Raw genomic sequence first — 25,184 nt, 5'->3', positions numbered from 1 at the left:
CTTAAATACATGGGCTACCCCTCCTTCACCCTTCGTCAGCTGGAGTACTTCGAAGCGGTGGCCAGCGAAGGGTCCCTCACCGCTGCATCCGAACGCTGCCGCGTCACGCCGTCGGCTCTCACTCTCGCCATCGATGACCTTGAGCGTCACCTCAACCTCCAGCTGCTGATCCGCCGCAAAGGACGTGGCGTCACATTGACCCCCGCGGGCAGCCGCATCCTCACGCATGCGCGAAGCGTGCTCAGCAGGACGGAGGCGTTGTCGGATGATGCACTACGGGCAGCGCGATCGGTCTCGGGGCGTTTTACCGTGGGGTGTTTCACCACCCTCACGCCGTTCTTCCTCCCGCCGATCGTGGAGAAGTTCCGACGGGACTACCCCGACGTGCAGATCGAGCTCAAGGCCGCATCAGCGGGTGAACTGCACGAGCAGCTCGGTCAGGGAAGGGTGGATGCCGCGCTGCTCTACAGCGTCGACGTGCCGCACGCACTCACCTTCGAGCCCGTGCTCGAATACCGCCCGCACGTGATCGTTCCCTACGACCACCCGCTGGCGAACCGGGGCGCGGTCTCGCTCGGCGAGTTGATCAGCGAACCCCTGATCGTCCTCGACGTCCCGCCCACCCGGCAGAACACGCGCGGGATCTTCGAGCAGCTGAGTCTGTCACCGACGATCGGGCACGTCACGAGCAGCTTCGAGGCCGTGCGATGCCTCGTCGGCTACGGGATCGGATACGCCGTCATGTTCCAGCGTCCGGCGACACCCCTCACCTACGACGGGCACGAGGTGCGCGTTCTAGAGATCATCGATCCCGTGCCGACGACCGTCGTCGGCCTCGCCCGCCCCCTGGGGGCACCGAGATCAGCCCGCTACAACGCCCTCCACACGTTTCTCTCCCGAGCCCGCATGGGCGGTCACCCCGTGTCGGGAGCCGACGCGGTCGTCGTCTGACTTCCGCGCAACAAGCCGAGGCCGCCCACCGCTCCCGAGTCCGCGCGTGCGTCAGTCCTCGACGATGGGGGTCCCGTAGATGTGGAATTCCGGCGGTATCGGCGCTCCCCACCCCGGCTTCTTCGCCCACTCCTCCGCAGTCCAGACATAGGGCTGCGCATCCGGTGCGAACACCAGGTACCCGCCGTTGGCCACTTCGATACGGTTTCCACCCGGCTCGCGCGTATAGAGATAGAACCCCTGGATCGCCGTATGGCGAGAGGGTCCGGCCTCGATGTAGACCCGCGCGTCCGCCATGATCTCGGCGGCGCGCAACACCTCTTCGCGCGTGTCCACGAGGTACGCGAAGTGGTGCAGGCGACCGCTGCCGCTGGTCTTCTCCTGCGTGTAGATCAGTTCGTGACCCTGGATCGAGCTGCTCATCCAGGCGCCCGCCTCCGAATCATCGGGAAGTCGGATGATCTCGTAGGTCCGCAGCCCGAATCCCTCCTCCCAGAACGCGCGACACGCGCGCACGTCGCGCGCGAGGAGATTCACGTGGTCGACGTGCCGCACGTTCGCCCCCCGCCCGGCGTACCTCTGGAAGTTCGTCGGGATGACGGGGGCCTCGCCTGCCGGGGCCGTGTATCGCTCGGTCTCGTAGTAGAGACGGAAGAGATGCCCGTCGGGATCAGAGAACTCGTAGGACGGCCCGATGCCGTGATCGGGCTCCACCCACCGCCCGCCGTGTCCGTTCGCCTCGAGCCACGACACGCGCCGTTCCAGTGCCTGCGGGCTCACGACGCGCCACGACACGTACCCGAGACCCGCGGCATCCGAGGCCACGATCTTCAACGACCAGCTCTCGTAGTCCCCGAAAGCCCGCAGGTAGTGCGCGTCGCCGTCGACGGCTACGACGTTCATCCCGAGCAATTCGGTGAAATAGGACAATGTCGCCTCGGGTTCGGGCGTGAAGACAGCATGATGGCCCAGATGGGCGAGGTCGCGGATGGGCTCGGTGGGGTGAGTGGTCATCTCTCCTGCTTTCACTGAGGGGTCGGCGCGGCATCCGGCGCGAGGCCGGAGACACGGAAGACGGGACGGATTCTGCGCGCCGATATCCGCCATCCCCGCCCGTCGATGCGGCGATAGACGTCATCGAAGTCGGCGACCATGTAGAGGTCGACGCCCACGGGCGGATCGGCATTGCTGGCGAAGGTGTGCCAGCTGCTGCGCCCATGCACCACGCCGGCCGATTCGGCCGCGAGGAGCAGGTTCCCCAGGCCGTGCCGCGTCGTCCGTACTCCTGTCCGCGCATGGAACGACGCGACGACCTCGTCGACGCCGTGCAGTTCGCGACCGACGCTGACGTAGTGCACGTCCTCGGTCAGGATGTCGCGGAGGGCATCGTAATCGTGCAGGTCGAGCGCCCAGGCGAACCGCGCATTGAGGTCCGCGATCGCCGCCCGCGTCTCGAGATCGGGAGCGTTCATCGGCGTTGCACCGGGTTGGACAGCGTGCCGATGCCCTCGATCGCGACCTCGACCACACCCCCCAGCGCCGTGAGATCGACGTTCTGCACGGCCCCTCCGGCCGCGGAGCGCTTCAGCGCAGTACCCATGGCGATGACATCGCCCGCTTCGAGGGTGAGATAGCTCGATGCGAAGGAGACCACCTCCGCGACGCTGAAGCGCAGGTTGGCTGTGTTGTCGTCGGTCACGAGGCGTCCGTCGTGGCTGCAGGTGATGCGCAGCGAATGCGGATCACGGATGTCGTCGGATGTGACGACCCAGGGCCCGATGGGGCCGAACGTGTCGGTGCCCTTGTATCGCGCGGGATAGCTGACCCAGCTCTCGACGTAGCGGATGCCGTCGTCGGCGGTCGGATCGGGGTGGATCGCGCGATAGTGGAAGGTGTCCTCGCCACGCATGGTCGGTGAGGTGAGGTCGTTGATGATCGTGTAGCCGAACACGTGCGAGAGTGCATCCTCCGCGGCGATATCCGTCCCGCCTCGCCCGATGACGACGGCGAGTTCCGGCTCGGGGTGGACGCGGCCGAACTCGGCACGCAGCCGGATCGGGCGGGCGTGCCCGATGAGCGAGGAGGACGGCTTGACGAACATCGCCGGCGTGTCGGGGCCGGAGAGGATCCGGTCGGGATTCGCGCTGTTGTTGAGCGCGACGCAAAGCACCTTGCCCGGTCGGTGCACGGGCGGCAGCCATGCGGCATCGGCCAGCGCGATGCGGGGGCCCTCGTGCATCGCAGTGGCGGCGGCCTCACGCCAGCGTTCCGCGGGCGAGAGCAGCACGCTCTCCACGTCCGTATACTCCGCAGGAAGCACGACACCGACGTCGTCGGACTCTCGCACCACGACCCTCCGGTCGCCGTCCTGCTCGATCGATCCGATGTGCATGATCCATCCCCCTCGATGCGCACGCGAAAAGCCACAACGTGTCCGACTCTACGAGAGCATCCCGCCTTCACACATGACACGACCGACCGATTGTTGTCTGTGCGCGCACGGCCGCGGGTACGCGTGAGGCGACACGTAGGCTGAGCCCCATGCGAGGGACCGATGGGGGTCGCGACGAGGTCGTCGCCCGTCTGCGAGACGCGCTGGGGGTGCGCGTGAGCGTCGATCCCGACGATCTTGAAACGACGCGGACGGATGCCTCCGGCCATCGCTCCGGCGCATCGCCCCTGGCCGTCGTCTCGGCCGAGAGCGTCGAGGACGTGCAGGCCACGATGCGGATCGCAACGGACACCCGCACACCCGTCGTCACGCGCGGCGCCGGCACAGGGGCGGCGGGCGGCGCTATCGCAGGGGCCGGCCAGATCGTGCTCTCGACGTTGCGGATGACGTCCATTCACGAGATCCGGCCGGACGATCTGCTCGCGGTCGTCGACCCGGGCATCTTCAACGGCGAACTCAACGCCGTCCTGGCGGAGCAGGGCCTGTGGTGGGCGCCTGATCCGGCAAGCCGAGAGATATCCACCGTCGGCGGAAACATCGCCACCGGCGCCGGGGGGCTGCTCTGCGCCAAGTACGGCGCCGTGCGCGAAGCCGTGCTCGGCGTCGATGTCGTCGTGCCCGACGGACGCCTGCTGCGACTCGGCCACCGTAGCGTCAAGGGAGTGACGGGGCTCGATCTGACCGCCCTGATGGTCGGCTCCGAGGGAACTCTGGGGGTCATCGTGCGCGCGACTCTCAAGCTGAGACGCAAGACCCTCGGCGCCGAACGCACGATCCTCGGAACGTTCCCGGACGTCCGCTCCGCCGCTGCGGCGTCAGCGGCGGTGACCGCGGCGGGCCTGCAGCCGGCGCTCATGGAGCTCATGGACAGCGCCGCCCTTGCGGCCGTCCACGACCTCCTCGGACTCGTCCGACCCGCCGAAGGCACCGCGCACCTGACGATCCAGACGGACGGCCCGGCCGCGGCGGACGAGGCCGAGGCCATTGCCGCCGTCCTCGGGGCACGCGGCGGCGAGACGGTGATGTCCGACGACCCGACGGAGGGTGAGCGCCTGCTCGCCATCCGCCGGTCGGCTCATGCGGCGATGCAGGCACTCGGCGACACGCTCCTCGAGGACATCGCTGTACCGCGCAGCGCCCTTCCGGCGATGTTCGATGAGATCGCGCGCATCGAGCGCGAATTCGGCCTTGTCATCCCGACCGTTGCGCACGCGGGAGACGGGAATCTGCACCCGAGCTTCGTGTTCGAAGGACCCGAAGTACCGGATGTCGTGTGGGCGGCGGCGAGCGAGATGTTCTCTTCGGCGCTGCGCCTGGGAGGGACTCTGACGGGCGAGCATGGAGTCGGGGTGCTGAAGAGCAGGTGGCTCGCCGACGAGCTCGGGGATGATCAGTGGGAGCTCCAGCGCCGCATCAAGGAGGTCTTCGACCCTCTTTGCATCCTCAACCCGGGCAAGGTGTTCGCGCGGTGAGCTCCCGAGAACGCGCCGCGCCGTCGCTTCGCCCCCGCCGTCTGCGCTTGGCCGAGATCGCGGGAATGATTCAATGGCCCGGACGGCGCTCGGCAGCCTCCGATGCCCTCACCACAACGCATACGATTGCAGACCTGCGCACTCTCGCTCACCGGTCAACCCCTCGCCCCATCTTCGACTTCATCGACGGGGGCGCAGGCGATGAAGTCACCGTGCGCCGGAACACGGAGGCGTTCCGCGGGGTGTCGCTCCTCCCCCGGGTGCTTCGCGACGTCTCGCGGATCGACACCGGTGCAAACTTCCTCGGCACGCGCGCCGGCTCGCCGTTCGGCCTCGCTCCCGTCGGCATGACGCGGCTCGCGCACCCCGACGGCGAGCTGGCAGCCGTCCGTGCGGCGCGCGAACTCGGCGTGCCCTACATCCTCTCCACGATGACGTCGTCATCCCTTGAGGCGGTCGCGCAGGCGGCGCCCGAAGCGGATCGCTGGTTCCAGCTCTATCTGTGGAAGGACCGCGTCGCGTCCGAGGCCCTCGTCCGGCATGCCGCCGAACTCGGCTATCGAGCCCTCGTCCTGACGGCCGATGTGCCGGTGGCGGGGCAGCGGCTACGCGATGCCCGCAACGGAATGACGCTTCCACCGAGCTTTCCCCTGCGCTCCGCGGCACGGCTCGCGCTGCATCCCCGCTGGCTTGCCCGCACGCTCGCGAGCGAGCCGCTGGGGTTCGCCGCCCTCGATGTCGAGCGGGGCGGGTTCGCCGAGCAGTCGAATCGGATCCTGGATCCCTCGACGACGTTCGACGACCTGACGTGGATGAGGTCGATCTGGTCCGGCCCCCTGGTCGTCAAGGGAGTTCTCTCCCCCGCCGATGCGACGGAGGCGGTGCGGCGGGGAGCGGACGCCGTGATCGTGTCCAACCATGGGGGGCGACAGCTCGAGAACGCGGTCGCGACGTGGGACGCCCTCCCGGGGGTGCGGGACGCCGTCGGCGATCGCACCGAAGTGTACGTGGACGGCGGCATCCGTTCGGGGACGCACATCGCCGCCGCACGTGCGGCGGGCGCGGACGCCGTGTTCGTGGGCAGACCCTACGTATACGGGCTGATGGCGGGAGGCGAGGCCGGCGCCGTACGCGCAGGGCGGATGCTGCAGACCGGGCTGGAACGGACGATGGCACTGCTCGGCGCCCCCGCCGTCGAGAATCTGGTGCCCGAGATGCTGGCCCCGCCCCGCATGGGCTGAGCGGGGCGCACCGCACCTCGCTCAGCCCATGCGAATCAGATCGTGATGACCTTCGGGGCGGCTACCGCCTTCAGCCCGTGCGCGCCGAACTCCAGACCGTATCCGGAGCCCTTCACCCCGCCGAATGCGACCATCGGGTTGAGAGTGCCGTGCTGGTTGATCCACACCGTGCCGCTGTCGATCCGCTCGGCGACACGGCGCGCCTCGACGGGGTCGCCCCACACCGACGCACCGAGCCCCTGCTCAGAGGAATTCGCGCGCGTGATCGCGTCCTCGACGTCGGTGTACCGGATGACGGGCACAACCGGGCCGAACTGCTCCTCGTCCACGAGAGGCGCGCCGTCGTCGATGTCGGCCACGATGGTCGCCCGATAGAAATGCGCTCCGAGCTCGGGAGCCGCCTCCCCACCGGTGACGATCCGGGCCCCCCGCGCGCGCGCGTCCTCGACGAGCCGCGTGACGATGTCGAACTGCTGTCGATTCGAGAGCGGACCGAGCTGGCTGTCCTCGCTCGTGCCGGGGCCGAGCTGCATCGACGCGGCGATCTTCGAGAGCTCGTCCACCACATCCTCGTAGACCGAGTCATGGACGTAGAGGCGCTTCAGCGCGGCGCACGTCTGTCCGGTGTTGATGAACGCACCCCAGAAGAGCCCCTCGGCGATCGCCTTCGCGTCGCTGCCGGGCAGCACGATCCCCGGGTCGTTTCCGCCGAGCTCGAGCGTGAGGCGGGCGAGGTTGTTCGCCGATCCCTTGACGATCTCGCGCCCCGTCTTGGTCGAACCGGTGAACATCACCTTGTCGACGCCGGGGTGCGCTGCGATGGCGGCGCCGACCTCGCGCCCGCCCGTGACGACCTGGAGCACGTCGGCGGGCAGGTGGCGATTCATGAGTTCTACGACGGCGAGCACGCTCAGCGGCGTGTACTCGCTGGGCTTGGCCACGACCGTGTTGCCCATTCTGAGTGCGGGCGCGATCTGCCAGATCGCGATGAGCGCGGGCCAGTTCCACGGTCCGATCGCGGCGACGACGCCGAGGGGCACGTAGTGCAGCTCGGACCGCGTGCCCTCGGCCTCGAAGAGCACTTCGGTCTCGAGTACCGTGTCTGCCGCGCTGCGGATCCAGACGGCGCAACCACCCGCCTCGAAGCGGGCGCCCGGGCCGTTCAGGGGCTTGCCCTGCTCCCGCGCGATGATCAGTGCAAGCTCCTCGGCATGCGCGTCGACCTCGTCGGCGGCGAGATGCAGCAGTCGCGCGCGTTCCTCGTGGCCGAGACCGGCCCAGCCGGGCTGTGCGGCACGGGCGCGGTCGATGGCACGATCGAGATCGGCGGCCGTCTGCTCGCGCACGTATCCGATCGTCTCGCCGGATGCCGCGTCGGGCACCGCCCGGCCGTGCTCGGGCGCGACCGTGATCGCGTCGAGCAGCGCCGAAGTGTCAGTACTCGTACTCATTTCATTCCCTCCTCGGGGATCGATCTCCAAGTGGGCGGCGTAAGCCGCCCCGGTCGTTGGGGCGCCCCGGGGAAGGCCGGCAAGCCATCCCCGGGGCGGATGAGGTCAGCGGTCGGCGAATGCCGCGACGCACTCGAGTGTGGCGTCCTCCACCTCGACGCCGGAGTAGGTGTCGAGACCCTCGAGGTAGTCGTCGAGGACGCCCTGTGCGTTCTCCAGGCCCTGCCCGCTCGCGAGCTCGACCCACGACTCGAGCATGCGATCGCCCGTCTCCTCCTCCCAGGCGGCGGTGGCCGACTCGTCCCAGGCGGTCAGATCCTCGACCGTGCTCGACTCAAGCATCTGCGGGCATTGTGCGGCCGCTGTCTCGTTGTAAGCCTCGGCTCCGGCGCCGGCGTTCAGCTCTTCGGCGACCTCGTCGAAGACAGCCTTCTGCTCGTCCGTGAGCTCGTCGTACGCGCTGTTGGACAGCCACATCCCGAACGCCGAGTACTGGCCGAAGCCGGGGTCGGTCCAGTACTCCAGCAGCTCGTTGAGCTTGTAGTTGACGGGGAAGTCCATACCTGCGGCGACGGCGTCGGCGAGACCGCGCTCGACACCCTCGTACGTCTCGTTCGCGGGGAGCGCGACGATGCTCGCTCCCGCCCCCTCGAAGAGCTCCTGGGCAAGCGGTCCCGACACGCGCACCGATAGTCCGTCCAGGCCCGCCACATCGGTGACCGGCTCGTGTGTGCCGAGAAGCAGGCGGCCGACGGGCCAGGTGGCCAGGTAATGAAGACCATTGCCTTCCATGACGGCCTCGGCATCGGGGTTCTCCTGGTGCAGGTCGTACAGCGACTGCATGATCGCCTGCCAGTTCTGTCCGATGAAGGGGATGCTGACGACACTCGTCGTCGGAAAGTACTGCGGCGTGTAGTCGGGGATGGTGACACCGATGTCTGCGCGACCGTCGCGGACGCACTCGACGATCTCGGGCGCGGCGCAGAGCGAATACGCTTCCGTGCGTTCGAAGGCGATCGCCCCGTCGCTCCGTTCCTCGACCTCGTCGAGGAACCAGTCCTGGACAGCGGCGTTGGGCGTGCCGTCGATGGCGGCCGTGACGAGGGTGAGTTCAACCTCCGGCTCACCTCCGTCCCCTGCAGAGTCGCCGTTGTCAGGGTCGGCGACGACCCCGGAACAGGCTGTCGCCAGCAGGCCCGCGGCCACGATCGCCGTGAGGGTGAAAGCCCTCCGGTTCTTCCTGGAATGCTGTGTGAACATCGTTGTTCGTCCTCTCCGTGCGTCAGAACATTCGCGATCAGGTGACATCCACGTCGCCCACATCGTCTTCGTCCACCTTCGCCCTGTCGCGCGTCTTCTGGTTGTCCACCGGCGAACGGAGTGTGGTCCGCGCGCGAAGACCGACAGCCCGATACGCGCGCACCAGGGTCACTGAGCGATGAACGTTGGAAGAAAGAGCGTGATCGCGGGCACGAGGAAGAGCAGCGTCGTCGTGACCAGATCGATGGATACGAGCGGCAGGACGCCGCGGAAGACGGTCTCCGGTTTGACCCCGGTCGAACCGGAGACGACGAAGGCCAGGATGCCCACGGGCGGCGTGACCATCCCGATCTCGATCAGCTTGACGATCATGATCCCCAACCAGATCCCGTCGAAGCCGAACTCGGTCGCAATGGGATACAGGATGGGCACCGTGATCACGAGGATCGACATCGACTCGAGGAACATGCCCATCGGAACGAGGCACAGCAGAAGAAGGGCCATCACGAGCATGGGCGGCCAGGGAAGTCCGCCCACCCAGTCGGAGATGGCCTGCGTCACACCGGCGGCGACGAAGAACGTCGAGAGGATCGCGGAACCGATGATGATGAAGAAGACCATCGCGGTCGTCTCACCCGTATCGAGAAGCGACCGGCGGAAACTTCGCAGGATGCTGCGCAGCCCCTTCCGCCGGTTCTCTACGACCAGGATCATCAGCGCGGCGAGCGCACCCATCGCTGCAGACTCGGTCGCGGTGAACACCCCGGAGTACATGCCTCCGAGCACCACCGTGAACAAGATCCCGATGTACACCACGCCGCGCCAAGGCAGCGAGCGCAGCCTCGGCTTGGCAGCCGGGCCATCGTGATCGGATGTGACCGGTGTCATCGTGTCGACCGGTGCCGCACCCTTGGCTCCGCTCGCACCTCGCTTGCTGCGCAGCTCGGCCCTGGCGGCATCCACTGCCTGCGCCAGATCCGCATGGTCGGTTTCCCTGCGAATCGTCCGCTGCCCGACGATCATGATGTAGATGATGTAGCCGAGAGCCGAGAGCAGCCCCGGCACGATCCCCGCCGCGAGCATCGCCGCGACCGATTCGCCGGCGAGGACCGCATAGAGGACCAGGAAAGTGCTGGGCGGGATCATCACCCCGAGTGTCCCCGCGATCGCCACGATCCCGGTCGCGAGGCTCGCGGGAAACCCCTTCGCACGCATCTGCTCGACCGACAGCCTGGCCATCGTCGCGGCGGTGCCGATGCTCGATCCCGAGACCGCCGCAAAGCCGGCGCACGCCATGACCGTCGCGACACCGAGTCCGCCCGGGGCCCGGCGCACGAAATGGTTCGCGACTGCGAACACGTTGTCCGCGATGTTCGCATGGACGGCGAGCATGCCCATCAAGATGAACATCGGGATGATCGTCAGGGTGAAGCTCGCGGAGGTGGTGAACGGAGCCGCCCCGAGAGTGTTGCTGGCGTACCCGAAACCTTGCAGCAGAATAAGCCCTAGCCCACCAGCGCCCGCGAGGCTGACGGCGACGGGGACCTTGACCGCCAGCAGAACGAACATGACGAGCAGCGTCAGGACAACGATCTGGTAGATCTGCATGATGCGTCCCTTACTCTCTTTCGGTGGGAACCGGGGGGAACACGGTCTCGGTGCTGACGGATTCTTCGCTCGTCTCCGCTCCGAGCACCGCACGCCCCCTCAGCGAGCGGACGAGGTTCACCAGGCAGACGAGCAGCAGAACCGCGAACCCGAACGCGATGATCCACCTCAGGGGCCAGACGGGCCACTGGACGAGACCCATCCGGGTCTCGTTCAGACGCGTTGCGCTCATCGCGCGAGTGCCGGAAGCAACCGTCAGCCATGCGACGACGAGGGAGCAGAAGACCCACACCACGAGGTCGAAGACGCGGTTCCAGCCCGGCCCGACCCGACTCGAGACGATCGTCACCGCGACGTGAGCACCCGTGACTCCGGCCCAGGGCAGTGCGAAGAAGATCGCGACGACGAGCGATCCCTCGGAGATCTCGAGCATCGCGGGCACGCTGCTGTTGGTGAAGTACCGCCCAGTGACATCGACGACGATCGCCGACATCAGCACCACGATCGCCGCGGCGGCGATGACGGCCATGATCCGGCTGAGTGCGATGACGAAACGTTCCATTGTTTTCCCCTCGGGCCGGGCGATGGCCTCGCGGTGCCGTCTAGCGAGATTCCCAGTGCGTGTACGCCGCCGTGTGGTCGACTGGTCCGAGCGCCTCGAGCGCGTCTTCGAGCGAGGCGGTCACGGCGGCGCAGACGGGTGCGTCGTGGCCGACAGCGCGCTGCAATTCGTGCGCAATCCGCACATCCTTCGTGATCAGTGGCAGCGCGAAGCCGCTGGCGAACCGGCGGTCGACGACGTGCGGGCCGAACACGTGCGTCGTCGAGAAGCTCTGGCCGGTCGAGTCGTTGAAGACATCGACCATCAGCTGCGGGTCGAGCCCGAATCGCTGGCCGGCCACGAGGGCCTCGGACGTCGCGACGAACGCCGCGCCTGCAACGAAGTTGTTCAGAGCCTTCATGGCGTGGCCCGTGCCCAGCTTCCCAGTCCGGTAGATGGCCCGGCTCATGGCCTCGATGACGGGGACGGCGCGCTCGGCGGCCGCGACGTCGTCCGTTCCGAGCATGATGGCCAGGGTGCCGGCCACGGCACGCTCGCGGGCGCCCGAGACGGGGGCGTCCACCATCGCGACGCCCGCCGCAGCCAGGGCACGGCCCGTCTCGACCGTCTCCGTCGGGTCGGACGAGCTCATGTCGACGACCACGGCCCCCGACTCGAACGGGATCCGCGATCCACCCTCGGGAGTCAGCAGCACTGACCGGACGATGGCGCTGGTGGGGAGCATCAGCACAACGATCGTGCACTCGGCGAGACCCGCCACGTCCGCCACCGCCGTCGCACCGATGCGATCGGCCACAGCGGTCGCCGCTTCCGGATCGGCGTCGTAGACACGCATGTCGTAGCCGACGGCGGCGATGTTGGTGGCCATGGGGGCCCCCATCGTCCCGAGCCCGATGAAGCCGACGATTTCACCGCCGGCGCTCACGATCGGTCCGCCTTCGCCTCTTGCGAACCCGCCGTCGCTTCAGCCTCACCGTCGAGGTCTCTCGCGACCCCCATCTCGGCGAAGACCGTCTCGAGCGCGCGCAGCCCCTCGACCGCGGCGGGGATGCCGCAGTACAGCACCGACTGCACCACGATCTCGCGCAGCTCGATGGGCGTCACTCCGTTTTCGAGAGCGCCACGCGCATGAACCTTCATCTCGTGCGGCTTGCCCGCCGCGACGAGCATCGAGAAGGTGACCTTGCTGCGGTCCGGGATCGAGAGCCCGGGACGCTGCCAGATGTCGCCGAAGCAGTATCGGGTCACGAAATCCTGGAGCTTGTCGTTCAGATCGGTGGTGTGATCCACCTGGTCCTCGGCACCGGCCGCGCCGAACATCCTTCTGCGCTGCTGAACGCCGACCTCGTACAGTTCGTCTCGCACTACCACTGTGGATCCCTCCGTGTTCGCCTGACGCACCCGTGCTCGAGGCTCCCGTGCGTCTGCACACCGGACCCCGCACCCTCGCGGTGGACTCCCTCAGTCTGCGCGAGCGAGCAGACGGTCGTCTTGTCGTCTCGTGCACTGCAGTTCGCCATCTGCGCACGCCGACATGTGCGTGGCAGCGGCCGGCGCCGAGGTGTTCACGCACCCAGCCGAGCATCGCGAAAAGCTCGCGGCGCCTGCCCGAAATGGGCCTTGAAGATCTTGCTGAAGTGGCTGGCATCGGGGAATCCCCACCGCTGCGCGATCTCGGAGACCGAGAGCGACGCCTGAGCCGGATCGCTGAGATCGGTCTCGCAATGCTGAAGCCGCCGCGCACGGATGTAACCGGACACAGTCAGCCCCTCTTCGCGAAAGAGATACTGCAGGTATCGCACCGAGATGAAGTGGGTGCGGGCGATCATCCCGGCGTTCAGGCCGGGATCGCTCAGATGCGCGTCGATGTGGAGCTTGAAAGCCCTCATCTCCACTCGTCGTGATTCGCCCCAGTGGTCGTCCTCCTCCGACAGCTGCGCGTAGACGAGCGCCGTGAGCAGATCGAGCACGCTGCGCAGTATTCGGACTCCTGCCACCCCGGAAAGGCTGTCCAGGTTCTCACCGAGGTGCCGCATGAACGGCGATATCAACGCGCCGATGCCCACGTCGCCCGGCAGCCGGATCGCGGTGATGCGTCGGATGAGGGTGGAGGGAACATCGAACACCGCCTGCGGGAACGCCATCACGAGGCATCTCACGTCGCTGGTGAACTCCAGCGTGTACGGCCTGCTCGTGTCGTAGAGCGCGATGTCACCGGGGCGAAGCACCGTCTCTCGTCCGTCCTGCGCGACGATTCCGGATCCCTCCAGCTGCAGACTGAGCTTGTAGTGCTTGGGATCTGACGCGGAGATGAGCGACTCGGTGCGGAGGACGCGATGAGCGCTGGCGGCGATCTGCGTGATGCATGTCTGGTCGATGTAGCGCCATCGGATGGATCCTTCGAAGAAGCCGTCCGCGGCGAGCTGGAGGGGGACGAAGCGGTTGCCCGCCACCTCCCGCCATTCGCCGAGCGATGATGCGCTCGCCGATTCCACGCCGGGTCTCGGCGCCTCCTGGATAGTTCTGTGGGCCACGTTGCTCCCTCGAAGACGCGCCACGGCGACGTGTGCGCACCATCGCCCGTCTCAACGTGAGCAGTCGGCGGTGACTGCTCCTCGGACGGACCCTTCCGATCTGAGCAGACTAACCCACAAGCAGAACGCGGCGCGAGGGGGACCGTGCGACCGCACGCCAGAGCTTGTCCGCGTACGAACAGTCCTTGTCGGCGAGCGCCAGAGGCTCGCGCAGGCACCCTGCCGGCGCGAGGATGTGTGGGAACCGACCTACGGAGGCACCGTGCACAAGCTCATCGTCCTTTACCCGCCCCCGACCGACCCCGCGGCGTTCGAGGAGTACTACCGCAGCACCCACTTGGCACTTGCCAAGCAGCTTCCTGGAACGCTCGGACAGAGATTCACCTTGAGTGTCGACGCTGCGGAAGGAGAGAGCCCGTACTTCGCGATCTTCGAGGCGGACTTCGTCGACAAGGAGGCCATGGTGGCGGCCATCACCTCCCCCGCAGGGCAGGCGGTTCAGGCCGACGTGGAGAACTACGCCTCGGGCGGCGCCATCGTGCTCGACTACGACGTCGAAGCCGTGCCCTGACCCACGGCTTCGCCGCACATCCCGCACACGCCCGTCGCGGGCACCTCCACGAAGCAGTCCGGGCAGACCACGGGTGCTCGTTCCGGTGCAGCGCGCACGCGAGGAGCGGGAGCCCGCCTGGCTGCTCCCGGAGGCGACCCCGCGCTCGTCCGGGCAGAAGATCGCGGCGGCGGCGTGGTGGTGGGTCGATGGTCGATGCAGTAGAACCGCACGATACCCGCGTGGTTGTTCGGGTGACGGTGCTTGACGGCCCAGAGTTCGGTCCGCGCTCGCACTGGCGAATCCAAGCCGCATCCCACGCATCGCGTGGGCTCCCCGGGAAGAACGTCCGCCACCAGGGCAGGGGTGTCGAAAGCGAGGCCGTCCCGCCAATCGGATGTCGCGGTGAACCTCATGTGTCCTGCCTCCTGGCGTGGTCGGGGCGAACTCCCCCGACCACGCTACGCCACACCCGGACTACAGCGGGTACGAGCCCGGCTCTCTCCGCATCGTGATCCAGCGCGTCTCCGTGAAGGCGTCGATGTTCGCTTGCGCCCCTCCGTGCCGCGATCCGGTCCCGGAGGACCCGACACCACCGAAGGGAGCGTTGGCCTCGTCGTTGACGGTCTGGTCGTTGATGTGCACGATCCCCGTCGGAATCCTTCGCGCCAACTCGAGCCCCGCCATCGCGTCGGCCGTGACGATGCCCAGCGACAAGCCGTACTCCGTCGCCGCAGCGAGTTCGACCGCGTCATCATCCGTCGAGTACGGCACCACGGAGGCGACCGGCCCGAAGACCTCTTCGCAGTAGGCCTCGGCCTTGATCGGGGTGTTCGCGAGCACGGTCGGACGATAGAACAACTGGTCGTACGTACCACCGGCCCGAAGCTCCGCGCCCTGCGCGACGGCATCCTGAACAAGGGAATGCACACGATCGCGCTGCACCTCGTCGATGAGAGGACCCAGATGCACCTGACCCGCCGCCGGGTCGCCGACGTGCATGCTCTCGGCCTTGGCCGCCAGCTTCTCGACGTATTCCTCGAAGATCGATTCGTGCACGATGTGGCGACCCACGGTCATGCAGATCTGCCCCTGGTGAAGGAACGCGCCCCAGGTGGCGAGGTTCACGGCCTTGTCGACATCGGCATCCCCTCGCACCAGGAATGCGGAGTTGCCACCCAGCTCGAGGTGGGCTCGCTTGAGATGCCGGCCCGCCGATTCCCCGACGCTGCGTCCCGCGCGCGTCGAACCGGTGAACGCGATCACCCGCACGTGCGGGTCGGCGACCATCGCCTCACCGACGTCGGCGCCACCGGGCACCAGCTGCAGCAGCCCCGCCGGCAGGCCCGCCTCTTCGAAGATGCGCACCATCGCCACGCCGCCGGTGATCACCGTGCGGGGGTCGGGCTTGAGCAGCACCGCGTTGCCCAGCGCGAGGGCGGGCGCAACCGCGCGGATGCCGAGGATCAACGGCACGTTGAAGGGCGAGATCACACCGACGACGCCGACGGGTACCTGCTCGGCGAGCGACAGCCGCGGCTCCTCGCTCGAGAGGATCGATCCTCTCGGCGCAGAGGGAAGCGCGGATGCCTCGTAGCACTCCGAGGCCGTGACGTGCAGCGCGAAACCTGCCAGGGGCGGGATCGCCCCGACCTCGCGCGTGTTCCAGCCGCCGATCTCTTCGGCATACTGCTCCCAGAGCGCGCCGGCCTTGCGCAGAACGGCTGCGCGGGCGGGGTGGGGCATGGCAGCCCACTCTTTCTGCGCGCGTGCAGCGCCCTCGGCCGCTCGGGCCACGTCAGCGGCGTCGGCGAGTCCGACATCCGCCAGGGTGCGTCCGGTCGCAGGCTCGACGGAGGGAATCTGTCCCCCGCCACCGGCAACCCACTGGCCGTCGATAAAGATCTTTCCCGCGAAGACCGCCTCGTCGATGAGGGTCTCACCCTCGTGTGTCACTGTGCTCATGAGCGCTCCTTGATAGCTGGCGTCGGTTTCGGTTCAGTTCGCGGCGCCTCGGGCGAGCCGCTGGGCGCGACGGCCGGCGACGCTCGAGGCGAACCCCCGCCGGATCACTCGCATCGCCTCGTTGGCGACGCCCACTCCATCGACGTACGGAGACCGCCAGATGGCGAGCATGTCGCTGACCTCGGGCGCCAGAACGGAACGCGAGAACGCTTCCACGCCGAAGCGTCCGGAGTAGCCGATGTCGAACGCGTGCCGCACCAGGGCCTCGACGTCGACCGCGCCGCCATCGAGGCCGCCACGCCCGGACTGTCCCAGTTCGAGGTAGCCGAGCCGGTCGCCGGCCGTCGTGATGGCAGCGGCGAGGTCACCCTCCTCCACCGCCATGTGGAAGGTGTCGAGATGGATGCGCAGGTTCTCGGAGCCGCTCGCTTCGACGAACGCGACCGCCTGCGCAGCCGTGTTCACGACCGACGTCTCGTAACGGTTGAGCACCTCGAACGTCATCATGATGCCGCGTTCGTGCGCCTCGTCGGCGACGCGACCGACCTCGACGGCGGCACGCTCGAACGCGGCCGGCGTGGTCGCACCCGCCGGATGACCGAACACCCCGTAGGGCACCCCGTTCATCTGGTCGCCACGGAGCGCCGACGTCACGTCGAGAGTGTGGCGCAGCATCTCGGCACCCGCTGCGCGTTCCGACGCATCCTCGGACGACACATCGGCACCAGGCATCTGCCCCGCGATCGTGATGGGGCTGACCCCGTGCGCAGTGAACACGTCTCCGAGATCACGCGCCTCGTCCAAGCCGATTGCGAGCGGCGGAAGCACCACGCGCCGGTAGCCGGCCCCCACGATCGCATCGAGAGCGGCCGGAAGCAGGTCAGAGGTGACGTCGGCGAGAACGACGTTCAGGTGGCAGGCGACGTCCAGGTCGACGTCAGCGGTCTCGGCTGCGGTCGTCATCGCAACCCCCTTAGAACGCCGGCAGGTCGAGCCGCTGCTTGAACACCGAGTAGCCATCCTCGACCTGCACGACCGTGCCGTTGATGACGTTGGCCTCGTCGGACGCGAGGAATGCGACGACGTTGGCGATCTCGGAGGGCTCGGTCATCTTGTTGCGCAGCTGCTCCGACGCGAACGTCGTCTTCAACTCGTCACTGAACTGATTGATGATGGGCGTCCCGACGCGTCCTGGAGTGATGGCGACGGCCCGGATGCCGTACTCGGCCAGTTCGTAGGCGGCGGACCGGGTGAAGGAGATGACCGCCGCCTTCGCGGCGCTATAGGTGAACGACAGCTCGGCCGCCTGCTCTCCGTATACCGAGGACGTGCTGATGATGACGCCGGGCGTTCCCTGCCGACGGAACTGCCGACCGGCGGCGAGGATGCCGTAGTACACGCCGTCCTGATCGACCCGGATCATCGGCGCGTAGTCGACCTCGGGATCGTGATCGAGCAGGGGCTTTCCACCAGCGATCCCGGCGTTGTTGAAGATGACGTCGAGCTTGCCGAAGGCGTCGACGGCGCTCTGCACGGCGGCCTCGACCTCGGCGTATACCGAGACGTCGACACCGACCGCCGCGGTCGCGCCGGGGTGCGTCTTGTCGATCTCGGCGACCACCTCGGCGGCACGATCGCGATTGATGTCGGCGACGACGACACGAGCGCCCTCCGCGACGAACTTCTCGACGGTGGCGAGGCCGATTCCGCTCGCGCCTCCGGTGATGAGTGCGACTTTGCCTTCCAGGCGCATGGCTTCTTCTTCCTGATCTCGTAAGTGGTCGGGCAGAGAAGGGGCGGCGGGCGAAACGCCCGCCACCCCTCGTCAGCCTCAGTCGGTCGGTTCGATCTCGTCGACGTTCGAGCGGTCGACCAGGGTCACGTCCGTCTCGATGAAGTCCTCATCGGGAAGCTCCCCGGTCTCGCGGTACGTCTCCATGTACTCGAGCACCGTGTCGAGCACGGCGGGCCAGTCCTGGATGACGGTGGCGTAGAACGGCCCGTCCTCGGCGATCTCGGCCAGCGCGATGCCGACGGCATCCACACCCGTGACGAAGATGTCGTCGCGGCCGGCCTCGTTGATGGCCTGCACGGCGCCCACCGCGGCGTGGTCCCAGCCGACCCAGACACCGTCGAGCCCGTCCGGGTTCGCCTGCAGATAGTCGGTGACGAACTGCAGCGCCTCTTCCTGCGAGGTCGCCGGCGAGAGCACCTGCTTGATCTCGCCGCCCGCGATGTTGGCGCCCTGCTCGATGAGCAGCTCCTCCGCCATCGCGCTGCGGGTCGAGATGCCCACGTGCGGGTCGTGGCCGATCACCATGACATCCTTGCCCTCGACGCCACCCATGGCCTCATCGAGCGCCCCGACGGTGAGGTCGGCGATCTGCTGCTGCTTGGTCGTCACGTCGACGACGAAGTCGGAGTTGGGCTCGACGCCACCGTCGATCGAGAAGATCGGGATGTCGGCGTTCTCGGCCGCAGTCACGAGCGGTCCGATCTGACGCGGGTCGGGGAAGCCCGCCAGCACCGCGTCGGCGCCGCGCGTGATCGCGCCCTGCACGTCACTGTTGATCACGTCGTAGTCGAAGTCGCTGGTGTAGAGCGTGATGTCCCACCCCAGCTCCTCGCCGCGCTCGACGGCGGCATCCATCGTCGACTTGCCGACGGGCGTGCCGTAGCCGGCAGTGAAGGCCACCACGGTGAAGGTGTCGTCGCCGCCACCCTCGCCGCCGCCGGCGTCGCTCCCGCATCCGGTCAGCGCCAGCGCTGCGGCGGCTCCGGCCGCGATCGCGGTAATGATTCGTCTACGCATCATCCACTCCTTTGTCTTGTGATTGCGTACTCTGTGCCTGCGCGGGCCAGTGACCCGCCCAGCTGGGTGCGAACGCCGCCGAAGCTAGGCGTCGCGAGATTTCATGGCCGACAAGGTGACGGCCGCGATGATGATGAGGCCCGTGAAGACCTCCTGGTAATACGTGTTCACTCCGATGACGTTCAGGCCGTTGTTCATCACGCCGATGATGCCCACACCCACCAGGGTGCCCCCGACGTTCGCCTGACCGGAACGGAGGATCGTCATACCCAGGAACACCGCCGCGAGAGCGAAGATCATGTAATTGTTCGCGCTCGACGCACTCGCACTGCCGAGCCGGCTGACGAGGATGATCCCGCCGATGCTCGAGACGAAGCCGGCCACCGTGAACGCGAGGAACCGGGTGGTGCGCACGCTGACTCCCGACAGCCGGGCGACCTCGGCGTTGCCGCCGACCGCGTACCACCGGCGCCCGATGGTCGTGAACCGCAGCACGAGCCAGACGATGATGGCGATGGCGACGGCGAAGAAGATCGGCATGGGGATGCCGAGCGGGCGGCTCTGCCCGATCCACTCGAAGCTCTCCGGCATCCCGTACAGCGTCGTGCCGCCCGTGACGATGTACGCCAGACCGCCCACAGTCGTCATCGTCGCCAGCGTCGCCACGATCGGCGACAGCTTGAGGAACGCGACGAGGAATCCGTTCGCCATCCCGACGAGCAGGCCCACGGCAAGGCCGGCGAGGATCGACAGCGGCACGGGTGTGCCGCCGATCATCAGCGCCGCGGCAGTGGCTCCCGACAGTGTCGCGTTCGTCCCCACGGACAGGTCGATGTCGCCGAGCACCAGAACGACCGTCGCACCAGCGGCGATGATCGTCAGGATCGCGACCTGCTCGAGGATGTTCCGCACGTTCCCGAAGCTCAAGAAGACATCGGGCCGCATGAGGAAGAAGAACAGGATCAGCGCGATAAGCGCGATGATCGTTCCGCCCTGCAGGAGCATTTGCGACAGTGGCCGGCGTTCCGTCGGCGTCGTCGCCGGGGGAAGCGGGTCGGTCTTGGTCATCGTTCAGGCCCTTCCGTATGCGTAGGAAAGCAGGAGTTCGTCGTTCGCGTCGACGGCGGGCACCTCACCGGAGATGCGCCCCTCGTGCATGATGAGGATGCGATCGGACATGCCGATCAATTCGGGCAGCTCGGAGCTGACCGCGATGATGGTCGTCCCACCCGCGGCCAGCTCGCGGATCAGGCGGTAGATCTCGGCCTTGGTGCCGACGTCGATGCCGCGCGTGGGCTCGTCCATCAGCAGCACCTTCGGCTTGCGGGCGAGCATCTTCGCCAGCACGACCTTCTGCTGGTTGCCGCCGGAGAGCTGGCCGACCGGCTGACGTGGGCCCCGGGCCTTGATGCGCAGGTTGGCCAGCCCGTCGCGCGCAAGGTCCACGACACTGCGGCCCGAGACCCAGCCGAGGGTGCTGACGGTCCGCAGATTCGCCAGCGCGATGTTGTCCTGGATCGGCGCGCTGAGAATGATGCCCTGACTACGGCGCTCCTCCGGCACGAGCGCGATGCCGGCTTCGAGCGCACGTCCCACACCCGGGGCGTGCGGCAGCTTCACTTCGCCGACGGTCATCGTGCCGGACGTGTGCTTCTGCGCGCCCGAGAGCAATCGGAGCAGTTCGCTGCGGCCCGATCCGGCAAGGCCGCCGATACCGAGGACTTCCCCGGCGTGCGCCTGGAAGGTCGCGTCCTGCACACGGTTCCCCGTGAGGCCCTCGACCCGCAGGACGACATCGCTCGTCGCCGTCACCCGGGCGGGGTACATCTCACCCGGATCGCGCCCGACCATCGTCGAGATCACCTCGTTGACCGTCGAGTCGGCCACGTCCTTCGTCAACATCGTCTCGCCGTTGCGCATCACCGTCAGGCGGTCGCACAACTCGAAGACCTCCTCGAGGCGATGCGAGACGTATACGATCGCGACACCTTCGTCGCGCAGCGTGCGCAGCACACCGAAGAGGTCGTTGATCTCGTGGTCGGTGAGCGATGCGGTCGGCTCGTCCAGGATCAGCACGCGCGCATCCGTCGCGAGCGCTCGCGCCACTGCGACCATCGTCTGCTGCACCGGGGAGAGCGCACCCGCGAGCTTTCCCAGGGGGATCTTCTGGTTCAGCCGGTCGAGCTGCTGCTGCGCACGCCGCCGCATGGCCGCCCGCCTGACGATCCCGGACGAACTGGGCATCTGCTCGCCGAGGAGGATGTTCTCGGCGACGCTGATCGTCGGGATGATCGACAGCTCCTGGTAGAGAGCCACGATCCCGACCTTGTTGGCCGCGCGGACGCTCGCGAACTCGACCTTCGACCCATCCCGCCGGATCTCGCCACCGTCGGGCGAGTACAGCCCCGTCAAAATCTTGATCAGCGTCGACTTTCCGGCGCCGTTCTCTCCCAGCATCGCGTGGATCTCGCCGGGTCGCACCGAGAAGTTCGCCCCGCTCAACGCGTGGACACCGTCGAAGCGCTTGACGATCCCGACTCCTTCGAGCGCGGGGTCGATATCGGCGACACGGCGCTCTTCGATCAGGCTCATGACCGTTCCCCCTCATCGAGACCGTCGTTGCAGCGGATGATGACCTTCGGATGCCGCCCGCTGACGTGGGCGGCGAAGGCCTCAGGCGCTTCCTCGATGCCGAAGACGGCGCCTGTCAGCTCGTCGACGTCGAGCTTCGGGAGGATCTGCAGCGCGCGCGGGAAGGCGTAGGGCGAGATGAACACACCGGTGAGAGTGAGTTCCTTCATGTAGAGGTAGTCCGAGAGGTTGAGCGGCATCTCGAAGTCGTGCGGATACATGGCGCCGTAGACGACCGTGGCGCCCTTCGCGGCGATGTCGAGCAGCCCCGCCACGGCCCGCGTCGAACCGGATGCGTCGATGACCACGTCGTAGCCGCGGCCACCGGTGATCTCGTCCGTGCGGTCCCTCTGATTTTCCGAGACCGGGTCGATGACGTGCTCGGCCCCATGGCGGAGCGCCATGTCTCGCCTGTCTGCGATCGGCTCGATCATCGTCAGCGAGGTGGCCCCGCTCATCCGCATCACCTGCAGGGCGAGCTGACCGATGGGTCCGCCGCCGCAGACGACGACGCGGTCGCCGGGGCGCGCACGCGTCTTGTCGGCGATGCGCACCGCGACCGACGTCGGCTCGAGCAGACACCCCTTGAGAAGGCTGACCTCGTCGGGCAGGCGGTAGACCTGGGACTCGTGCCAGGTGACCGTCTCGGCCATACCCGGGCGGTTGTACTCCTGCACGTACTCGCAGAACTGCTGCCGTCCGTCCTGACAGGCCCGGCACGTGCCGCAGAAGCGGACGAAGTTGCCCGAGACGCGGTCGCCCACCTTCAGCCCGTTGCGGGTCGCGCGCTCGCCGAGCGCCTCGACCACGCCCGAGATCTCATGTCCGAGACCGATCGGCACGTCCGTGCCGAAGAACCCCTCGGCCAGGTGCGGGTCGGAGCCGCAGATCGCCGCGTACGCGACGCGGATGCGCACGTCCTCCGGGCCGAGCGGCTGCTCCGGCATGTCGACCACGCCGATCTGTCCGCGCGCGTCCTCGTCGGGGGCGCGCAGGCTCCCGATCTTGGTGACCGCTACTGTTCTCATTCGTCTCTCCGTTGAGCGTTGTGACGTGGGCGGGGCCCGGTCAGGGCGTGGCCGCGATCGCGCGGCGCGCGGCCGCTACGGTCGCTTCGAGACCGTAGCCGTGCTTGTCGCGCAGCTGTTCGTCCTCACCGAACCCGGCATAGACCTGGGGGATGCCGAGACGCTCGAAGGCCGTCAGGTGCAGGCCGCGGTCGGCCACGACGTCGGCGACCCGCGAGGCGAGCCCACCGTAGGCCAGGTGGTCTTCGAGCACGATGAACCGGCCGCCGGTCTCCGCGGCCGAACGCACGATCAGCTCCTCGTCGATCGGCTTGAGGGTGAACATGTCGACCACGCGCACCGATCGGCCGTCCTTGGCGAGCTCGTCCGCGGCGTCGAGCGCCTGGGCGACGACCGTGCCGTGCGTGAAGATCGTCGCATCCGTGCCCTCGCGCGCGACGATGCCCTTGCCGATCTGCACGTCGTGCTGCCCCGGCTCGTAGAGCACCTTGTCCTTCTTGCCCACAGCGAGCCGGATGTAGATGGGACCGGACATCGTCATGGACTGGCGGAGCACCTCGCCCACCATCAGGGGATCGCCGATCGAGGTGACCGTCATGTTGGTCAGCGCGCACATGAGGGCGAGGTCCTCGACGGCGTAGTGCGTCGATCCGCCGTTGCCGACCAGGCCGGCGTGCGTGCCGATGATCTTGACCGGCAGGTTGGGGTAGCACACATCGGTGCGCACCTGCTCGAGCGCGCGCATGCTGAGGAAGGGCAGCATCCCGGAGACGACGGGAATGTTGCCGTCGTACGCGAGTCCGGCCGCGATGCCGACGCAGGCCTGCTCGGCGAGACCGACATCGAGGAAACGCTCGGGGTACTTCTCGCGGAACTCGACGAGGGTCGCTCCGATGTCGGGGGTGAGCACCCACAGGTTGTCATGCTCTTCGCCGAGCTCGGCGAGGGTGCTTCCGATGACGGACCGGGCACCGAGGAAATCTCCGAAGGTGAAGGTGACGGGCATCAGACGGACTCCTTTTCACGAGATGCTTCGAGGGCGGCGAATGCGCGCTCGAGGTCTTCGGCTCCGAGAGAGCCGGCATGCCAGGCGAGGTTGCGCTCCATGAAGTCGATGCCCTTGCCCTTGACCGTCTCGCAGATGACCACGGTCGGCTTGTCGGAGTCGGTGGCAGGCAGGTTGTCGATCGCCTCGACGAGCGCACCCATGTCATGGCCGTCGATGTGGACGACGTTCCAGCCGAAAGCGGCCCACTTGTCCGGATACGGCTCGAGCACGACCCGCTCCTCATCGAAGCTCGTCATGAGCTGCCGGTTGCGGTCGATGAACGCGACGAGGTTGCCCAGCTTGTTGGAGTTGGCCGCCATCGCGGCCTCCCAGACCGACCCTTCGCCGGTCTCGCCATCACCCAGAAGGGTCACGACGCGGTGGCTCTCGCCCCGGCCGCGTGCGCTGAGCGCCATGCCGACGGCGAGCGGCAGGCCGTGGCCCAGCGAGCCGGTCGAGCATTCGACGCCCGGCAGCTGCACCTTGCACGGGTGCATCCCGTACGCGCTGTCGAGCTGACCGTAGGTGTCGACGATGCCCTCGTAGGAGAAGAATCCGCGCATCGCCATGGCGATGTACATGCAGACCGCCGCGTGCCCCTTGCTCAGCACGAAGCGGTCGCGGCGCGGGTTGGCGATGTCAGTGGGATCGATGTCGAGCCCGTAGTGGAACAGCACCGTGAGGATGTCGGCGGACGACAGATCGCCGCCGATGTGCACGGCGCCCTCGTATGTGCCGCACAGCTGCAGCAGCTTGGACCGCAGCTCGAAGGCCAGGTCCTTCAACTCCGCGACGGAATGCTGTCCGGCTTCAGCCGGCGTGCTCTCTGGCACCATTTCATGCCTCCTCGTTGATGACATCGAGCCCGCCGTCGGCGCTGCTGCGCTGTTCGCGAACCCGTGATCCTGCGGCTCCCGGCCGTCTTCGGCGGGATGACTGCGATGACGTTAGCACGAAGCCATTTACATGTAAACAGGAATGCACGTAAACTCGATTCGTGCCGGGGGAACTGCCGCCCGGTGGCCCGATTCCACGGAAGACGATGCGCCGAGAGACTGCCATCGCGGGCCGGACGACAACACAGAGAGGTGCGTAGTCGAGATGACGATGACGGATACGTCTGCGGGTGTGCGGACGGGGTTGTTTATCGGGGGCCGGGAGCGGTTCACGGATGCGGTGTTGAGTGTGGCTGATCCGGGTAAGCCGGGTGTGGTCGTGGGTGAGGCCGCGTCGGCGTCGGCGTCGGATGTGGCGGATGCGGTCGCTGCGGCGAATGAGGCGTTCCCGGGCTGGTCGGGGTTGTCGCCGCAGGAGCGTGCCCGGTTGATGGGTGACGCGATCGCGGGGATCGCTGATGACCGGGATGCGGACGCGGCGGTCTTGTCGCAGGAGAACGGGAAGATCCGGATGGAGGCGTGGATCGACGCGCTGGTGTTCGAGATCCGGTGGCAGCTGGCGTTGATGCTCGCCGACGAGGTCGAGCAGTCGATGACGCTGCCGGTGGTGCCGGGGAAGATCCCGGTCTCGACCGAGGTGTCGTACCGGGCGTTGGGTGCGGTGACGATCATCGTGCCGTTCAACTGGCCGATCGCGATCCTGGGTGCGGCGCTGCCGCACGC

25 protein-coding genes are annotated in these 25,184 nt (G+C 67.5%); 5 read left to right on the top strand and 20 right to left on the bottom strand.

The window, feature by feature from the left end; translation table 11 throughout:
* The first annotated feature begins 9 nt into the window (after positions 1–9).
* Positions 10–951 carry a LysR family transcriptional regulator gene (locus M4I32_RS06050; RefSeq protein WP_319033580.1) on the top strand — a complete coding sequence of 314 codons (942 nt, stop codon included), beginning with the start codon at positions 10–12 and terminating at the stop codon, positions 949–951.
* Between the two features lie 51 nt (positions 952–1,002).
* Here the strand turns inward: M4I32_RS06050 and M4I32_RS06045 are convergent, their stop codons facing one another.
* From M4I32_RS06045 to M4I32_RS06035, 3 genes are read right to left on the bottom strand one after another with little or no spacing between them, the layout of a single operon-like run.
* Positions 1,003–1,965 carry a VOC family protein gene (locus M4I32_RS06045; protein WP_319033579.1) on the bottom strand — a complete coding sequence of 321 codons (963 nt, stop codon included), beginning with the start codon at positions 1,963–1,965 and terminating at the stop codon, positions 1,003–1,005.
* Between the two features lie 11 nt (positions 1,966–1,976).
* Positions 1,977–2,423 (bottom strand): nuclear transport factor 2 family protein, encoded by a 447-nt coding sequence (locus M4I32_RS06040; protein ID WP_319033578.1) that lies wholly within the window; start codon positions 2,421–2,423, stop codon positions 1,977–1,979.
* Positions 2,420–3,343, bottom strand: a complete 924-nt coding sequence (locus M4I32_RS06035; RefSeq protein WP_319033577.1) for a fumarylacetoacetate hydrolase family protein — start codon at positions 3,341–3,343, stop codon at positions 2,420–2,422. Before M4I32_RS06035 ends, M4I32_RS06040 begins: the two co-directional genes overlap by 4 nt.
* Positions 3,344–3,492: 149 nt before the next feature.
* On the opposite strand from M4I32_RS06035, the gene M4I32_RS06030 reads away from it, so the two are divergent.
* Together M4I32_RS06030 and M4I32_RS06025 are read left to right on the top strand one after the other, a co-directional pair.
* Positions 3,493–4,875, top strand: a complete 1,383-nt coding sequence (locus M4I32_RS06030) for an FAD-binding oxidoreductase (RefSeq protein ID WP_319033576.1) — start codon at positions 3,493–3,495, stop codon at positions 4,873–4,875.
* Between the two features lie 65 nt (positions 4,876–4,940).
* Positions 4,941–6,116 carry an alpha-hydroxy acid oxidase gene (locus M4I32_RS06025; RefSeq protein ID WP_319033575.1) on the top strand — a complete coding sequence of 392 codons (1,176 nt, stop codon included), beginning with the start codon at positions 4,941–4,943 and terminating at the stop codon, positions 6,114–6,116.
* A gap of 35 nt (positions 6,117–6,151) precedes the next feature.
* On the opposite strand, the gene M4I32_RS06020 is transcribed toward M4I32_RS06025, so the two are convergent.
* From M4I32_RS06020 to M4I32_RS05985, 8 genes are all read right to left on the bottom strand, one after another.
* Positions 6,152–7,567, bottom strand: coding sequence for an aldehyde dehydrogenase family protein (locus tag M4I32_RS06020; RefSeq protein ID WP_319033574.1), 1,416 nt, complete (start codon positions 7,565–7,567; stop codon positions 6,152–6,154).
* 105 nt (positions 7,568–7,672) lie between these two features.
* Positions 7,673–8,827 carry a TRAP transporter substrate-binding protein DctP gene (dctP, locus tag M4I32_RS06015; protein WP_319033573.1) on the bottom strand — a complete coding sequence of 385 codons (1,155 nt, stop codon included), beginning with the start codon at positions 8,825–8,827 and terminating at the stop codon, positions 7,673–7,675.
* Between the two features lie 37 nt (positions 8,828–8,864).
* Complete coding sequence (locus tag M4I32_RS06010) at positions 8,865–8,999, bottom strand: hypothetical protein (protein WP_319033572.1); 135 nt, start codon at positions 8,997–8,999, stop codon at positions 8,865–8,867.
* Positions 8,996–10,435 carry a TRAP transporter large permease gene (locus M4I32_RS06005; RefSeq protein ID WP_319033571.1) on the bottom strand — a complete coding sequence of 480 codons (1,440 nt, stop codon included), beginning with the start codon at positions 10,433–10,435 and terminating at the stop codon, positions 8,996–8,998. The genes M4I32_RS06010 and M4I32_RS06005 overlap by 4 nt, the downstream gene beginning before the upstream one ends.
* Positions 10,436–10,445: 10 nt before the next feature.
* Positions 10,446–10,997 carry a TRAP transporter small permease gene (locus M4I32_RS06000; RefSeq protein ID WP_319033570.1) on the bottom strand — a complete coding sequence of 184 codons (552 nt, stop codon included), beginning with the start codon at positions 10,995–10,997 and terminating at the stop codon, positions 10,446–10,448.
* 40 nt (positions 10,998–11,037) lie between these two features.
* Positions 11,038–11,922, bottom strand: coding sequence for an NAD(P)-dependent oxidoreductase (locus M4I32_RS05995; RefSeq protein ID WP_319033569.1), 885 nt, complete (start codon positions 11,920–11,922; stop codon positions 11,038–11,040).
* Positions 11,919–12,362 carry a carboxymuconolactone decarboxylase family protein gene (locus M4I32_RS05990; RefSeq protein ID WP_319033568.1) on the bottom strand — a complete coding sequence of 148 codons (444 nt, stop codon included), beginning with the start codon at positions 12,360–12,362 and terminating at the stop codon, positions 11,919–11,921. The genes M4I32_RS05995 and M4I32_RS05990 overlap by 4 nt, the downstream gene beginning before the upstream one ends.
* A 200-nt stretch (positions 12,363–12,562) precedes the next feature.
* Entirely contained in the window at positions 12,563–13,531 is a 969-nt protein-coding gene (locus M4I32_RS05985) for a helix-turn-helix domain-containing protein (protein ID WP_319033567.1), read from the bottom strand.
* 262 nt (positions 13,532–13,793) lie between these two features.
* Between M4I32_RS05985 and M4I32_RS05980 the strand changes: the two genes are divergently transcribed.
* On the top strand, positions 13,794–14,102 hold the full coding sequence (locus M4I32_RS05980) for an EthD family reductase (protein WP_319033566.1): 309 nt from the start codon (positions 13,794–13,796) through the stop codon (positions 14,100–14,102).
* A gap of 456 nt (positions 14,103–14,558) precedes the next feature.
* On the opposite strand, the gene M4I32_RS05975 is transcribed toward M4I32_RS05980, so the two are convergent.
* The 9 genes from M4I32_RS05975 to M4I32_RS05935 all read right to left on the bottom strand — a co-directional run bounded on the left by M4I32_RS05975 (position 14,559) and on the right by M4I32_RS05935 (position 24,401).
* A complete protein-coding gene (locus M4I32_RS05975; protein WP_319033565.1) occupies positions 14,559–16,046 on the bottom strand; it encodes an aldehyde dehydrogenase family protein in 1,488 nt (495 codons plus the stop codon).
* A 33-nt stretch (positions 16,047–16,079) separates the two neighbouring features.
* Positions 16,080–17,009: a sugar phosphate isomerase/epimerase family protein gene (locus M4I32_RS05970; RefSeq protein WP_319033564.1), complete on the bottom strand. Its 930-nt coding sequence runs from the start codon at positions 17,007–17,009 to the stop codon at positions 16,080–16,082.
* A gap of 10 nt (positions 17,010–17,019) precedes the next feature.
* Entirely contained in the window at positions 17,020–17,799 is a 780-nt protein-coding gene (locus M4I32_RS05965) for an SDR family NAD(P)-dependent oxidoreductase (protein WP_319033563.1), read from the bottom strand.
* A gap of 78 nt (positions 17,800–17,877) precedes the next feature.
* On the bottom strand, positions 17,878–18,858 hold the full coding sequence (locus M4I32_RS05960) for a sugar ABC transporter substrate-binding protein (protein WP_319033562.1): 981 nt from the start codon (positions 18,856–18,858) through the stop codon (positions 17,878–17,880).
* Positions 18,859–18,942: 84 nt separating this feature from the next.
* Positions 18,943–19,926 (bottom strand): ABC transporter permease, encoded by a 984-nt coding sequence (locus tag M4I32_RS05955; protein ID WP_319033561.1) that lies wholly within the window; start codon positions 19,924–19,926, stop codon positions 18,943–18,945.
* A gap of 3 nt (positions 19,927–19,929) precedes the next feature.
* Positions 19,930–21,450 carry a sugar ABC transporter ATP-binding protein gene (locus M4I32_RS05950; RefSeq protein WP_319033560.1) on the bottom strand — a complete coding sequence of 507 codons (1,521 nt, stop codon included), beginning with the start codon at positions 21,448–21,450 and terminating at the stop codon, positions 19,930–19,932.
* Positions 21,447–22,517, bottom strand: coding sequence for a zinc-dependent alcohol dehydrogenase (locus tag M4I32_RS05945; RefSeq protein ID WP_319033559.1), 1,071 nt, complete (start codon positions 22,515–22,517; stop codon positions 21,447–21,449). Before M4I32_RS05945 ends, M4I32_RS05950 begins: the two co-directional genes overlap by 4 nt.
* A 40-nt stretch (positions 22,518–22,557) precedes the next feature.
* The gene (locus tag M4I32_RS05940; RefSeq protein ID WP_319033558.1) at positions 22,558–23,523 is read right to left on the bottom strand and encodes a transketolase family protein; all 966 of its coding nucleotides are present in this window, start codon (positions 23,521–23,523) and stop codon (positions 22,558–22,560) included.
* Positions 23,523–24,401, bottom strand: a complete 879-nt coding sequence (locus tag M4I32_RS05935) for a transketolase (protein WP_319033557.1) — start codon at positions 24,399–24,401, stop codon at positions 23,523–23,525. Before M4I32_RS05935 ends, M4I32_RS05940 begins: the two co-directional genes overlap by 1 nt.
* 271 nt (positions 24,402–24,672) lie before the next feature.
* On the opposite strand from M4I32_RS05935, the gene M4I32_RS05930 reads away from it, so the two are divergent.
* A partial coding sequence (locus M4I32_RS05930) for an aldehyde dehydrogenase family protein (RefSeq protein ID WP_319033556.1) occupies positions 24,673–25,184 on the top strand: 512 nt, incomplete at its 3' end.

Origin of the sequence: Microbacterium sp. LRZ72, from assembly GCF_033792225.1 — a bacterium.
Taxonomy (GTDB): domain Bacteria; phylum Actinomycetota; class Actinomycetes; order Actinomycetales; family Microbacteriaceae; genus Microbacterium.
This window is presented reverse-complemented; position numbering and strand designations above follow the sequence as displayed.

Excerpts from the sequence above, each read along its gene's own strand:
- M4I32_RS06050 (WP_319033580.1), top strand. The coding sequence starts at position 10 with ATGGGCTACCCCTCCTTCACCCTTCGTCAGCTGGAGTACTTCGAAGCG.
- M4I32_RS06045 (WP_319033579.1), bottom strand. The coding sequence starts at position 1,965 with ATGACCACTCACCCCACCGAGCCCATCCGCGACCTCGCCCATCTGGGC.
- M4I32_RS06040 (WP_319033578.1), bottom strand. The coding sequence starts at position 2,423 with ATGAACGCTCCCGATCTCGAGACGCGGGCGGCGATCGCGGACCTCAAT.
- M4I32_RS06035 (WP_319033577.1), bottom strand. The coding sequence starts at position 3,343 with ATGCACATCGGATCGATCGAGCAGGACGGCGACCGGAGGGTCGTGGTG.
- M4I32_RS06030 (WP_319033576.1), top strand. The coding sequence starts at position 3,493 with ATGCGAGGGACCGATGGGGGTCGCGACGAGGTCGTCGCCCGTCTGCGA.
- M4I32_RS06025 (WP_319033575.1), top strand. The coding sequence starts at position 4,941 with ATGATTCAATGGCCCGGACGGCGCTCGGCAGCCTCCGATGCCCTCACC.
- M4I32_RS06020 (WP_319033574.1), bottom strand. The coding sequence starts at position 7,567 with ATGAGTACGAGTACTGACACTTCGGCGCTGCTCGACGCGATCACGGTC.
- dctP (WP_319033573.1), bottom strand. The coding sequence starts at position 8,827 with ATGTTCACACAGCATTCCAGGAAGAACCGGAGGGCTTTCACCCTCACG.
- M4I32_RS06005 (WP_319033571.1), bottom strand. The coding sequence starts at position 10,435 with ATGCAGATCTACCAGATCGTTGTCCTGACGCTGCTCGTCATGTTCGTT.
- M4I32_RS06000 (WP_319033570.1), bottom strand. The coding sequence starts at position 10,997 with ATGGAACGTTTCGTCATCGCACTCAGCCGGATCATGGCCGTCATCGCC.
- M4I32_RS05975 (WP_319033565.1), bottom strand. The coding sequence starts at position 16,046 with ATGAGCACAGTGACACACGAGGGTGAGACCCTCATCGACGAGGCGGTC.
- M4I32_RS05970 (WP_319033564.1), bottom strand. The coding sequence starts at position 17,009 with ATGACGACCGCAGCCGAGACCGCTGACGTCGACCTGGACGTCGCCTGC.
- M4I32_RS05965 (WP_319033563.1), bottom strand. The coding sequence starts at position 17,799 with ATGCGCCTGGAAGGCAAAGTCGCACTCATCACCGGAGGCGCGAGCGGA.
- M4I32_RS05960 (WP_319033562.1), bottom strand. The coding sequence starts at position 18,858 with ATGCGTAGACGAATCATTACCGCGATCGCGGCCGGAGCCGCCGCAGCG.
- M4I32_RS05955 (WP_319033561.1), bottom strand. The coding sequence starts at position 19,926 with ATGACCAAGACCGACCCGCTTCCCCCGGCGACGACGCCGACGGAACGC.
- M4I32_RS05950 (WP_319033560.1), bottom strand. The coding sequence starts at position 21,450 with ATGAGCCTGATCGAAGAGCGCCGTGTCGCCGATATCGACCCCGCGCTC.
- M4I32_RS05945 (WP_319033559.1), bottom strand. The coding sequence starts at position 22,517 with ATGAGAACAGTAGCGGTCACCAAGATCGGGAGCCTGCGCGCCCCCGAC.
- M4I32_RS05940 (WP_319033558.1), bottom strand. The coding sequence starts at position 23,523 with ATGCCCGTCACCTTCACCTTCGGAGATTTCCTCGGTGCCCGGTCCGTC.
- M4I32_RS05935 (WP_319033557.1), bottom strand. The coding sequence starts at position 24,401 with ATGGTGCCAGAGAGCACGCCGGCTGAAGCCGGACAGCATTCCGTCGCG.